This is a genomic window from Pseudomonas sp. H2_A10, from assembly GCF_054680085.1.
Window position 1 is genome coordinate 5,473,320 of the sequence record NZ_CP162821.1, and the last position, 13,283, is coordinate 5,486,602.

The following is a 13,283-nucleotide window of genomic DNA, read 5'->3' on the forward strand; positions in this document are numbered from 1 at the left end:
CATCAAAATATTTGTGGGACGACACCGTCACGGGTGCCGAACGTAATGGAATCGAGGTTTCGGGCGTTGCTTTGTCAACAAAGCGCGAAACCTGTCAAGAGTTTACAAACAACCATGAACGTAAGTATATTGCGTAGCAAGCTACTTATCTACTCACCGTTTGTTTTTTACCCTTCCACACTGCTTGTGCGCACTCTGCGCGCCTGACCCGAGGATCTTCATGCAACTTAAGCCAGCTGTTACCGCTCTGGTCACTGCCGTCGCCCTGGCATCGCTGCTCAGCGGATGTAAAAAGGAAGAAGCGGCTCCGCCCGCTCAAACCCCTCAGGTCGGCGTGGTCACCATTCAACCGCAAGCCTATACCCTGACATCCGAGCTGCCTGGCCGCACCACCGCCTACCGCATCGCGGAAGTTCGCCCGCAGGTCAACGGCATCATTCTCAAGCGCCTGTTCAAGGAAGGCGCAGACGTGAAGGAAGGCCAGCAGCTCTATCAGATCGACCCGTCGGTGTACGACGCGACCCTGAAAAGCGCACAAGCCACCCTGACCCAGACCAAATCCATCACCGACCGCTACAAGCAGTTGGTCGATGAACAAGCCGTCAGCCGCCAGGAATACGACACCGCCGTCGCCAACCGCATGACCGCCGAAGCAAACGTTCAAACGGCCCAGATCAACGTGCGCTACACCAAAGTGTTCGCGCCGATCTCTGGGCGTATCGGCCGTTCTTCGGTGACCGAAGGCGCACTGGTCAGCAATGGCCAGGCCGATGCGATGGCCGTGATCCAGCAACTGGATCCGATCTACGTCGACGTCACGCAGTCGTCGGCTGAAATGCTCAAACTGCGCCGCGACCTGGAAAGCGGCCAGTTGGAAAAAGCCGGCGCCAATGCCGCCAAGGTCAAGCTGACCCTGGAAGACGGCAGCGACTACGGCCAGGAAGGCAAGCTGGAGTTCTCCGAAGTGTCGGTCGACCAGACCACCGGTTCCGTGACGCTGCGCGCCGTGTTCCCCAACCCTGACCACACCCTGTTGCCGGGCATGTTCGTACACGCCCAATTGCAAGCCGGTGTGAACAGCAAGGCCATCCTGGCGCCACAGCAAGGCGTGACCCGCGACATCAAGGGCATTCCGACGGCGCTGGTGGTGAACAAGGACAACAAGGTCGAGCAACGCACCCTGGTGGCCAACCGCACTGACGGCGCTTACTGGCTGGTGGAAAAAGGCCTGAACGCCGGTGACCGCGTGATCACCGAAGGCCTGCAATTCATCAAGCCGGGCATCGAAGTCCAGGTCAAGGACGCTGACAACGCCAAGCCCGCCGGTTCCGCTCCTGCTGCCGCTGCTGGCAAAGGGGAGTAACCCATGTCGAAATTTTTTATCGACCGTCCCATTTTTGCCTGGGTAATTGCCCTGGTGATCATGCTGGTCGGGACCCTGTCGATCCTGAAGTTGCCCATCAACCAGTACCCGGCCATCGCGCCGACCGCTATTGATATCCAGGTGACCTACCCAGGCGCGTCCGCACAAACCGTGCAGGACACCGTGGTGCAGGTCATCGAGCAACAGCTCAACGGTATCGACAACCTGCGTTATGTCGCCTCGGACAGTAACTCCGACGGCAGCATGACCATCACCGCGACGTTCAACCAGGGTACCAACCCGGACATCGCCCAGGTTCAGGTGCAGAACAAGCTGAACCTGGCGACCCCATTGCTGCCGCAAGAAGTGCAGCAGCAGGGTATCCGCGTGACCAAGTCGGTGAAGAACTTCCTGATGGTGATCGGTCTGGTGTCGGAAGACGGCAGCATGACCAAGGACGACCTCTCCAACTACATCGTGTCCAACATCCAGGACCCGATTTCCCGTACCGCGGGTGTCGGTGACTTCCAGGTGTTCGGTTCGCAGTACGCCATGCGTATCTGGCTGGACCCGGCCAAGCTGAACAACTACCAGTTGACCCCGGTCGACGTCAGCACCGCCATTTCCGCGCAGAACGTGCAAGTGGCCACTGGCCAATTGGGCGGCCTGCCCGCCCTGCCCGGTACCCAGCTGAACGCAACCATCATCGGCAAGACCCGCCTGCAAACCGCGGAAGAGTTCGGCAAGATCCTGATGAAGGTCAACGCCGACGGCTCGCAGGTTCGCCTGCGTGACATCTCGCGTATCGAACTGGGCGGCCAGAACTACAGCATCAGTGCGCAGTTCAACGGCAAGCCGGCGTCGGGCATGGCGATCAAACTGGCCTCGGGCGCCAACGCCCTGGACACCGCCAAGGCCATCCGTGCCACCGTGGCGTCCCTGGAGCCGTTCTTCCCGCCAGGCATGAAGGCAGTGGTGCCGTATGACACCACGCCAGTGGTAACCGAATCGATCTCCGGCGTGGTGCACACCCTGGTCGAAGCGATCGTGCTGGTGTTCCTGGTGATGTTCCTGTTCCTGCAGAACTTCCGCGCCACCATCATCACCACCATGACCGTACCGGTGGTATTGCTGGGTACCTTCGGGATCCTGGCGGCGTTCGGTTTCACCATCAACACCCTGACCATGTTCGGCATGATCCTGGCCATCGGCTTGCTGGTGGACGATGCCATCGTGGTGGTAGAGAACGTTGAGCGGGTGATGGCCGAGGAGCATCTGTCGCCCAAAGAAGCGACGGTCAAGTCCATGGGCCAGATCCAGGGCGCCCTGGTGGGTATCGCCCTGGTACTGTCGGCGGTATTGCTGCCGATGGCGTTCTTCGGCGGTTCCACCGGTGTGATCTACAAACAGTTCTCCATCACCATCGTTTCGGCCATGGCGCTGTCGGTACTGGTTGCGCTGATCTTCACCCCGGCCCTGTGCGCCACCATGCTCAAGCCGATCGACCCCGAGAAGCACGGCCAACCCAAGCGTGGTTTCTTCGGCTGGTTCAACCGCACCTTCGACCGTGGCGTTATCAGCTACGAGCGCGGCGTGGGCAACATGATCAAGCACAAGTACCCGGCGTTCTTCGTGTACCTGATCATCTTCGTCGGCATGATCTGGCTGTTCACCCGCATTCCAAGCGCGTTCCTGCCCGAGGAAGACCAGGGTGTGATCTTCGCCCAGGTACAGACCCCGGTCGGCTCATCCGCTGAACGTACGCAAAAAGTCATCGACGACATGCGGGCTTTCCTGCTCAACGACAAGGAAGGCGAGCCCGGCGAAGGCAAGGCCGTGAAATCGGTCTTTACCGTCAACGGCTTCAACTTCGCTGGCCGTGGCCAAAGCTCGGGCCTCGCGTTCGTGATGCTCAAGCCATGGGATGAACGCGATGCTTCGCAGTCGGTATTCGAAGTGGCCAAGCGTGCCCAGGGTTACTTCTTCGGGGCCTTCAAGGACGCCATGGTTTTCGCCATCGTGCCGCCTTCGGTCCTGGAGTTGGGTAACGCCACCGGTTTCGACGTGTTCCTGCAAGACCAGGGCGGTGTCGGCCACGAAAAGCTGATGCAAGCGCGCAACCAGTTCCTCGGCATGGCCGCCCAGAGCAAGATCCTGGCCGGTGTGCGCCCCAACGGCGTGAACGATGAGCCGCAGTACGAACTCACCGTCGACGACGAGAAGGCCAGCGCCCAAGGCATTACGCTGTCGAGCATCAACCAGACCCTGGCGATTGCCCTGGGTGGCAGCTACGTCAACGACTTCATCGACCGTGGTCGTGTGAAGAAGGTGTACGTGCAGGGCGACGCCGCCAGCCGGATGTCCCCGGAAGACCTGAACAAGTGGTTCGTACGCAGCGACTCCGGGAAGATGGTGCCCCTGTCAGCCATTTCTTCGGGCAAGTGGATCTACGGCTCGCCCAAGCTCTCGCGCTACAACGGTGTTGCGGCAATGGAAATCCTCGGTACGCCGGCACCGGGCTACAGTACCGGTGATGCCATGGCCGAAGTCGAACGCATCGCCAAGCAATTGCCGGCGGGCGTAGGCTATGCCTGGACGGGCCTGTCGTACGAAGAACGGCTGTCCGGCTCGCAGGCACCGGCGTTGTACGCCCTGTCGCTACTGGTGGTGTTCCTCTGCCTCGCGGCGTTGTACGAAAGCTGGTCGATCCCGATCGCAGTGGTACTGGTAGTGCCGTTGGGTGTGGTGGGTGCGTTGATCGCAACCAGCCTGCGCGGCCTGTCCAACGACGTGTTCTTCCAGGTCGGCTTGTTGGTGACGGTGGGCCTGGCGGCGAAAAACGCCATCCTGATCGTCGAGTTCGCCAAAGAGCTGCATGAACAAGGCAAAGGAATTGTCGAATCGGCCATCGAAGCATCCCGTATGCGTCTGCGCCCGATCATCATGACCTCCATGGCATTCGTGCTCGGCGTGTTGCCGCTGGCGATCTCCTCGGGCGCCGGCTCCGGCAGCCAGCACGCGATCGGTACCGGTGTGATCGGCGGTATGATCACGGCCACGGTCCTGGCGATCTTCTGGGTGCCATTGTTCTTTGCAACCGTGTCCGCCGCAGGCGAACGCAAACAGACTGAACCCAAGCAAACTCCTAAAGAGGCTGGCCAATGAGCAAGTCGCTACTTTCCTTAGCCGTCACGGCATTCGTGCTCAGTGGCTGCTCGCTTATACCTGACTACCAGCGCCCCGACGCGCCGGTGGCGGCACAGTTCCCGCAGGGCCCGGCGTATTCGTCGGCCCAGGCGCCGAACCAGGCCGCTGCCGAGCAGGGCTGGAAGCAGTTTTTCCATGACCCCGCGCTGCAACAGCTGATCCAGACCGCGCTGGTGAACAACCGCGACCTGCGTGTCGCGGCCCTGAACATCGACGCCTATGCCGCGCAGTACCAGATCCAGCGCGCCGACCTTTTCCCGGCCGTCTCGGCCACGGGCAACGGCAGTCGTTCGCGTACGCCGGCCAAGCTGTCGCAGTCCGGTCAGGCGACCATCGCCAGCCAGTACTCGGCGGGCCTGGGGATCAGTTCCTATGAGCTGGACCTGTTCGGCCGCGTGCGCAGCCTGAGTGAAGAAGCACTGCAAAAATACTTCGCCACTGAAGAAGCGCGGCGCAGCACCCAGATCAGCCTGGTGGCCAGCGTGGCCAACGCCTATCTGACCTGGCAGGCCGACAAGGAACTGCTCAAGCTCACCCAGGACACCCTGGGCGCGTATGAGCAGAGCTTCAAGCTCACCTCGCGCAGCAACGAAGTCGGCGTGGCTTCGGCCCTCGACCTCAGCCAGGCGCGCACCTCGGTGGAAAACGCCCGGGTAGCCCTGGCGCGCTATACCCGCCAGGTGGCCCAGGACGAAAACAGCCTGACCCTGCTGCTGGGCACCGGCCTGCCGGCGAATATCGCCAGCAAGCCGCTGTCGGATGACCTGCTCAGCGAAGTACCGGCCGGGTTGCCATCGGACCTGTTGCAACGTCGCCCCGACATCGTGCAGGCCGAGTACAACCTCAAGGCGGCCAACGCCAACATCGGCGCGGCCCGTGCCGCGTTCTTTCCGAGCATCAGCCTGACGGCCAGCGCCGGTACCGCCAGCCCGACACTGGGCGGCCTGTTCAAGGGCGGTTCGGGTACCTGGTCGTTCGCGCCGCAGATCAACATCCCGATCTTCAACGCCGGTAGCCTGCGCGCCAGCCTGGACTACTCGAAGATCCAGAAAGAGATCAACGTGGCCAACTACGAGAAGGCCATCCAGACCGGCTTCCAGGAAGTGTCCGACGGCCTCGCCGCGCGTGAGACCTACAAGCAGCAACTGGACGCCCAGCGCGGCTTCGTCGCGGCCAACCAGGATTACTACCGCCTGGCCGAGCGCCGCTACCGCATTGGTGTCGACAGCAACCTGACCTTCCTTGATGCCCAGCGCCAACTGTTCAGTGCCCAGCAATCGCTGATCACCGACCGCCTGGCGCAGCTGACCGCCGAGGTCAACCTGTACAAGGCCCTCGGTGGCGGCTGGAACGAGCAGACCGCGAAGAACGAGCCGTTGAAAGAAGAAGCACCGGCGCTGAAGTTGTTCTGATCGTGCTGCTGTAAACAAAAAAACCGCCTCCTCACCAGGAGGCGGTTTTTTTATGCCATTTTTTTACACCATCGATTAAATGTGGGGGCTTGCTCCCGATGGCGGTCTGTCAGTCAGCTCATCTGCAGCTGACCCACTGCCAGCGGGAGCAAGCCCCCTCCCACATTGAATTGCATCAAGCCGCCCTAAACCTGCCGCCTTGCTTTTCCGCCAACCTTTCAGGGTAAAATTAGTTACTGATTCTTACAGACCACAGAGGGAGCTTGTCGTAATGATCGTAGGAATCGACCTGGGGACCACCAACAGTCTCGCCGCTGTCTGGCGGGGTGACGCCGCCGAATTGGTGCCTAACGCCCTTGGCCATCTGCTCACGCCAAGCGTAGTCGGGCTGGATGATCAAGGCCGTGTGCTGGTCGGCCAGGCCGCCAAAGAGCGCCTGCATACCCACCCGCACCTGACCACTTCGCTGTTCAAGCGCTACATGGGCAGTGCCACCGAAGTACGCCTGGGCGACCGCTCGTTCCGCCCCGAAGAACTCTCGGCATTGGTGCTCAAAAGCCTCAAGGAAGACATCGAGCGCACCTACGGCCATACGGTCACCGAAGCCGTGATCAGCGTGCCCGCCTACTTCAGCGACGGCCAACGCAAAGCCACGCGCATCGCCGGTGAGCTGGCCGGGCTCAACGTTGAAAAACTGATCAACGAGCCCACCGCCGCCGCCCTGGCCTACGGCCTGCACCAGCGTGACAAAGAGACATCATTCCTGGTCTTCGACCTCGGCGGCGGCACCTTTGACGTGTCGATCATCGAGCTGTTCGACGGCGTGATGGAAGTACGCGCCAGCGCCGGCGACAACTTCCTCGGTGGCGAAGACTTCGACACCCTGCTGCTGGAGCACTTCGTCGACAGCCAACGCAACGCCGCCGACTTCCCACCCACCAGCAGCGTGCTGCACGCCCTGCGCCGGGAGGCCGAGCGCGTGCGCAAAGCCCTGGGCCAGGACGACAGCGCCGAATTCGCACTGCGTGTCGACGGCCAGCAGTGGGTCAAGACCATCACCCAGCAAGAGCTGGCCAAACTCTACACGCCGCTGCTGGAGCGCCTGCGCGCGCCGATCGAACGCGCCCTGCGCGATGCGCGGATTCGCGTCGGCGACCTCGATGAAATATTGCTAGTAGGCGGCACCACGCGCATGCCGCTGGTGCGCAAACTCGCCGCGGGATTGTTCGGCCGCTTCCCTTCCATCAGCCTCGACCCGGACCAGGTGGTCGCCCACGGCGCCGCGATCCAGGCCGCGCTCAAGGCGCGTTCCGCTGCCCTGGAAGAAGTAGTGCTGACCGACGTGTGCCCCTACACCCTGGGCATCGAAACCTCAAACCAGTACGGCGGCCATATCGAAAGCGGCCACTACCTGCCGTTGATCGAACGCAACAGCAGCGTGCCGGTGAGCCGGGTCAAGAGCGTGGTCACCCTGTACGACGACCAGACCCGCGTGCTGCTCAAGATCTATCAGGGCGAAAGCCGCCTGGTCAAAGACAACATCGAACTGGGCCAACTGGACATCAGCGTGCCCAAGCGCAAGGCCGGTGAGGTCGCGCTGGACGTGCGCTTCACCTACGACAACAACGGCCTGTTGGAAGCCCAGGTGAATATCCCGCTGACCGGCGAGCAACACTCATTGGTGATCGAGAACAACCCTGGCGTGCTCAGCCCGCAGGAGATCCAGCAACGCCTGCAAGCCCTGGCGCAGTTGAAGGTTCACCCGCGCGACCAGCAGGTCAACACCGTGCTTACCGCGCGCCTTGAGCGGCTCTATCAGGAAAACCTCGGCGAACTGCGCGAGCAACTCGGCCACTGGGCGGCGCAGTTCCAGCAAGTGCTCGATACCCAGGACGAACGCCGCATCCGCGAGGCCCGTAGCGAACTGACCCGTCAACTCGAGCAGTTGGACAACGGTTTCTGGCGCTGAGGGAGGACCCGATGGAGTGTTGGAACGTACTGCAACTGCCCGAAGATGCCGACGAGCGCACCATCAAGCGCAGCTATGCGCGGCTGCTCAAAAGCTGCCGCCCGGACGACGACGCCGCAGGCTTCCAGCGCCTGCGCGAAGCCTACGAGCAAGCCTTGAGCGAGGCACGCTGGCGAGCTGACCGCGAGCCACACGAACGCGTCGAAGTGCCGGTGGTCGAACCGACCTATGCCAACCTCAACGATTTGGCCGAGCTGATGGACATCCGGCCCCTGCAACCGGCCCCCTACGAAGCCCCGGCGCCGGACCCGGCCCACGCCCTGCTCAGCGGCCTCACCACACACAACCTCGACGCGCGCTGGGCCCAGGCCCAGCAACAGCACTGCACCGAGGCCTTCCAGGCCGGCCTGCTGCGCCATTGCTTCGATACGCCCGGCGAGCGCAGCGCCATCGCCCAGTGGGCGGTGCAACACCTGGACTGGCTGACGCCGTGGCAACAGATCGCCATGACCCCCTGGCAGCACGAAGCGCTGACCGGCGAGCTGTTGCAAGACTACCGCCGCACCTTGCAGGAATTGCTGGAGCAAAAGGCCGAGCGCGAGTTCATCAGCCAGCTCACTCACTACAACAACCAAGCGTGGCTGCGGGTGTTCGACCTGCAACAACAATGGCAACGCATCATTTTGCAACTGCTCCACGATACCCAGTGGAGCGTGCCGCTGTTCGAGCGCGTGTGCCAGGCCTTCGCCTGGGACGACCAGAAAGGCGTGTACCCGGAGCCGGCGTGGATGTGGCGCGAACTGGTGGGGCGCTGCGAACAGGAAAGCTTCTACGCCCACTTGCAGGACAAGGCCCAGGACACGCGACGCACCTCTGCCGACGCCATGGCCGCACGCTTGCTGCTGACGCCCATGACGGCCACTCAGCAAAACAACATGATCGATGGGTTTGGCGAGAACGAGTGGAATGCCTGCCAGCACCTGGCCCAGACCCTGACCTGGCGCTACCCGCAACTGGTTGAACGCTTGCCTCAGGCCGATGTGTTTTTCTGGCGCAAGTTCGTGCCGCGGCCGATCTACACCCAGGTGTTTATCCGACTGTGGGCAATCCTCGCCCTCGCCATCGGCCTGAACATTGCCCACGACACCCCGGGCAAGCTGGACCTGATGTCGGTGGTTCTGTTCATGCTGATGTCATTCGTGCCGGCCCTTGTGGCCTTCCGCGTCACTCAGTTCTGGGCGGTCATGAGCTCGGTGTATCGGGTGCCGGACGTCTGGCTGAGCCAGTACCTGATTCCCAAACGACTCAACCCCAACGACTATTGGCTGGTGATTCGTCACGGCGTTCCCCAGGCGATCATGCTGATCGCCTGTGCCTTGATGCTCGGCGTACTCGGCGCCGTGACCTATGCCGGCGCGCTGCTGATCAACCTGCTGCACACGAAACGCATCGGCCAGATGAGCCAGAAACTCAGCGAAGGTTACCCCTGGCTGAACGGCCTGCACTGGGCATTCTGGAGCCCGCTGCAAGCGGTGTTCGTGGCGGTGATGGTGGCGCTGATCATCGCCGCCCAGCATTACTTGCCGGCGATCCCCTGGACCCACCTCACCCCGCCCAAATCCTGACCGCCACGGCCGGGCCTCAGCGCCCGGCAACTTGCGTTCGATCATCGCCCACAACCCGCCCTCCCCCAATTGAACCGCCCCCGCACCGCCACGCACCATGGCCGCCACCTGCATAACCCCAATAACAACAGGTCCACCGCCATGAGCACGTTCCGCCCTCGCCAGCTGTTGCTGGCCACCGCTGTCGCCAGTGTTGCCTTGCCTGTCTTCGCCCAAGAACAGGGTTTTCTCGAAGACGCCAGCGCCAACCTCAACCTGCGCAACTTCTTCATCAACCGTAACTTCACCAACCCCACCAAGAGCCAGGGCGGCGCACAGGAGTGGACCCAGAGTTTCATCCTCGACGCCAAGTCCGGCTTTACCCAGGGCACAGTAGGTTTTGGCGTGGACGTGTTGGGCCTGTACTCGCTCAAGCTCGATGGCGGTCGCGGCACGGGTGGCACCCAGCTGCTGCCGCTGGACCATGACGGCCGCCCGGCGGATGAGTTCGGCCGTCTTGGCGTAGCGTTCAAAGCGCGCATGTCAAAGACCGAAGTGAAGGTCGGCGAATGGATGCCGGTGCTGCCGATACTGCGCGCGGACGATGGGCGCTCGTTGCCGCAGACCTTGCGCGGCGGGCAGATCACGTCAAAGGAAATCGACGGCCTGACCCTCTATGGTGGCCAGTTCCGCGCCAACAGCCCGCGTGACGACAGCAGCATGAACGACCTGTCGATGACCGGTAAAACCGCATTCACCTCCGACCGTTTCAACTTCCAGGGCGGCGAATACACGTTCAACGACAAACGCACCCAGGTTGGCCTGTGGAATGCCCAGCTCAAGGACATCTACCGCCAGCAGTTCATCAACCTGATCCACAGCCAGCCCCTCGGTGCCTGGACCCTGGGCGCCAACCTCGGCTTCTTCTATGGCGAGGACGACGGCAGCGCCCGCGCCGGCAAGCTGGACAACAAGACCTGGTCCGGTCTGCTCTCGGCCAAATACGGCGGTAACACCTTCTATGTGGGCCTGCAAAAACTCACCGGCGACAGTGCCTGGATGCGCGTCAACGGCACCAGCGGTGGCACCCTGGCCAACGACAGCTACAACGCCAGCTACGACAACGCCCAGGAAAAATCCTGGCAAGTGCGCCACGATTACAACTTCGCCGCCCTCGGCGTGCCGGGCCTGACGCTGATGAACCGCTACATCAGCGGCAGCAACGTACACACCGCCACTGTCACCGACGGCAAGGAGTGGGGGCGTGAGAGTGAATTGGGCTACACCGTGCAAAGCGGCAGCCTGAAGAACCTGACGGTACGTCTGCGCAATTCCAGCATGCGCCGCGACTACAGCAACAACGAGTTCGATGAAAACCGGTTGATCGTCAGTTACCCGATAAGTCTGCTGTAAACCCGCGCGGCACTTACTGTATCGTGCGCGCCTGCCGCTGCTGATCCACACAGCAGCGGCCTCTTATTCGAGCCTGCGCCCACCATGAAATCCTTTGCCATCGCATCCGCCGTGCTTGCCCTGGCCATGAGCCTCAGTGGCTGCATTGGCGCGCCCATCGCCTTGACGCCACAGACCGCGCAACGCCTGCAAGCCCAGGCGCCGATCCGGTTTTTGCTGACCTTCGATGACGGCCCCAGTGCGTCGGGCTACAACAACCCGAGCCGTTCGGTGGTGGCCGACCTGGCCGACAACCCGGTATTGCCGGGTATCAAGGCCGTGTTCTTCCTGCAGACCGAAGCAACCCGTTCCGGCGGCAGTTCACGGGGCCGCAAGACCATGGAACGGGAGTACGCCGGCGGCCATGTCCTGGCGTTCCACACGGCTACCGCGTTTCATACCAACCACCGCTGGCTGAACAACGCCGAGCTGGAAAGCACCCTCACCCAGGGCGCCGCAGACATTGCCGCCATCACCGGCGCGCCGCCGGTGCTGGTGCGCCCGCCCTTCTGGAACTATGACCGCCGCACCTTCGCCGCCTATCAGCGCCACGGCATGCAGGTGTTGCTGACCGACCTGAGCGCCAACGACGGCAAGATCTGGGGCTTCAACGCCAGCCCGCGTCGCCGCGCCAACCTGTATCGGCAACTGTCGGTGGTGCGCGAGCGCATTGCCCTGGGTGAATTGCCGACGGTGGACGGCGTGATACCGGTGGTGGTGACCTTCCACGACATCAACCGCTACACCGCACGGCATATGCAGGAATACCTGCAAATCCTGATGGACAGCGCCCGCGTCAATGGCATGAAGACGGCTGCCGAGCCGTTCTACACCGACCATGGCGCCCTGGAACGCGCGGCGCTGGCGCGGACGGTGAAGGATGTGAGCGAGCCAGTGCATCTGCCGGGGGTATGGAACTGGGTGTGGGATGGCGATTCCCACTGAAATCTACAGTCCTTGTGAAGAACACACATGTGGGAGGGGGCTTGCTCCCGATAGCGGAGTATCAGTCAGTACATATATCGACTGACACACCGCTATCGGGAGCAAGCCCCCTCCCACTTTTTCTACCGTATTTCAGTCCTGGCGGGACTCCACGCCAAGCTCATCCCACACCGACTCCGCCAGATGGAAAGTGGCATTCGCCGCCGGGATCCCGCAGTAGATCGCGCTCTGCATCAGCACCTCCTTGATCTCGGCCCGGGTCACGCCATTGCTGGCGGCGGCGCGCAGGTGCAGCTTGAGTTCTTCGGCGCGGTTCATGCCGATCAACATGGCGATGGTGATCAGGCTGCGGGTGTGCCGCGGCAGGCCCGGGCGGGTCCAGATATCACCCCAGGCGTGGCGGGTGATCATTTCCTGGAACTCGCTGTTGAACTCGGTCAGGGCATTGAGGCTGCGGTCGACGTGGGCATCGCCCAACACTTCGCGGCGCACCTGCAGGCCTTCGGCATAACGTTGTTTCTCGTCCACAAAATGCTCCTTAGCGGGCCAGCAGAAATTCAATCACCCGGTCGCTGAACGCAGCACCGGCCTGGACATTGGACAGATGCGCCGCATAGAACTCGGCATACTCCGCGCCCCGCACATGGCTCTGGATAAAGTGGCCACCGGCCGGCGGTGTAACGGCGTCTTCAGTGCCGGCAATCACCAGGGTCGGCGCCTGGATTGCCGCCAGTTGCTCACGGAAATCGGCATCCCGCACGGCGGCGCAATTGGCCGCATAGCCTGGCGGCGACGTGGCCGCCAGCATGTCGGTGATCTGCTTGGCCTGGTGCGGGTTGGCCGCGGCAAAATCGGCGGTGAACCAGCGCGCGATGGACGCATCACGCAGCGCAACCATGGCCGCCGCGCCGTCGCGCAGTACCATTTCGATGCGTGGGTTCCAGATGTCCGGCGTGCCGATTTTGGCGGCGGTGTTACACACCACCAGGCGCTCCAAGCGCTCGCCGGCGTTGATCCCCAGCCATTGGCCGATCAAGCCGCCCATCGACAACCCGCAAAAATGCGCGCGTTGAATGCCCAGTGCATCCAACAAAGCAAGCACGTCGCGCCCCAACTGCTCGATGCTGTAGGGCCCTTCGGTGACCAGGGATTTGCCATGGCCACGGGTGTCGAACCGCAACACGCGAAAATGCTCGGTAAAGGCCGGGATCTGGATATCCCACATATGCAGGTCGGTGCCCAGGGAGTTGGAGAGCACCAACACCGGTGCGTCGACGGGCCCGTCGAGTTGGTAATGCAGTTCGCCGTCGGCGAGTTGTACATAGGCCACA

At 62.3% G+C, this 13,283-nt stretch carries 9 protein-coding genes; 7 read left to right on the forward strand and 2 right to left on the reverse strand.

Annotated features, from left to right (window positions below; all coding sequences use genetic code 11):
* Positions 1–220 precede the first annotated feature (220 nt).
* The 7 genes from AB4O23_RS25500 (at position 221) to AB4O23_RS25530 (ending at position 11,952) form a co-directional block, all read left to right on the forward strand.
* Positions 221–1,363, forward strand: coding sequence for an efflux RND transporter periplasmic adaptor subunit (locus AB4O23_RS25500; RefSeq protein ID WP_017530475.1), 1,143 nt, complete (start codon positions 221–223; stop codon positions 1,361–1,363).
* A gap of 3 nt (positions 1,364–1,366) precedes the next feature.
* A complete protein-coding gene (locus AB4O23_RS25505) occupies positions 1,367–4,528 on the forward strand; it encodes an efflux RND transporter permease subunit (RefSeq protein ID WP_017530474.1) in 3,162 nt (1,053 codons plus the stop codon).
* Positions 4,525–5,982 (forward strand): AdeC/AdeK/OprM family multidrug efflux complex outer membrane factor, encoded by a 1,458-nt coding sequence (gene adeC / locus AB4O23_RS25510; RefSeq protein ID WP_017530473.1) that lies wholly within the window; start codon positions 4,525–4,527, stop codon positions 5,980–5,982. Before AB4O23_RS25505 ends, adeC begins: the two co-directional genes overlap by 4 nt.
* A 271-nt stretch (positions 5,983–6,253) precedes the next feature.
* Complete coding sequence (locus tag AB4O23_RS25515) at positions 6,254–7,951, forward strand: molecular chaperone HscC (protein ID WP_460061165.1); 1,698 nt, start codon at positions 6,254–6,256, stop codon at positions 7,949–7,951.
* Between the two features lie 11 nt (positions 7,952–7,962).
* Complete coding sequence (locus AB4O23_RS25520; protein ID WP_068934119.1) at positions 7,963–9,576, forward strand: J domain-containing protein; 1,614 nt, start codon at positions 7,963–7,965, stop codon at positions 9,574–9,576.
* A 141-nt stretch (positions 9,577–9,717) separates the two neighbouring features.
* Positions 9,718–10,968: an OprD family porin gene (locus tag AB4O23_RS25525; protein ID WP_068934121.1), complete on the forward strand. Its 1,251-nt coding sequence runs from the start codon at positions 9,718–9,720 to the stop codon at positions 10,966–10,968.
* Between the two features lie 84 nt (positions 10,969–11,052).
* A complete protein-coding gene (locus AB4O23_RS25530; protein ID WP_017530469.1) occupies positions 11,053–11,952 on the forward strand; it encodes a polysaccharide deacetylase family protein in 900 nt (299 codons plus the stop codon).
* A 132-nt stretch (positions 11,953–12,084) separates the two neighbouring features.
* Here the strand turns inward: AB4O23_RS25530 and pcaC are convergent, their stop codons facing one another.
* Both pcaC and pcaD read right to left on the reverse strand, forming a co-directional pair.
* A complete protein-coding gene (pcaC, locus tag AB4O23_RS25535) occupies positions 12,085–12,480 on the reverse strand; it encodes a 4-carboxymuconolactone decarboxylase (RefSeq protein ID WP_003172401.1) in 396 nt (131 codons plus the stop codon).
* A 10-nt stretch (positions 12,481–12,490) separates the two neighbouring features.
* Positions 12,491–13,282, reverse strand: a complete 792-nt coding sequence (gene pcaD / locus AB4O23_RS25540) for a 3-oxoadipate enol-lactonase (RefSeq protein WP_017530468.1) — start codon at positions 13,280–13,282, stop codon at positions 12,491–12,493.
* Position 13,283 lies beyond the last annotated feature (1 nt).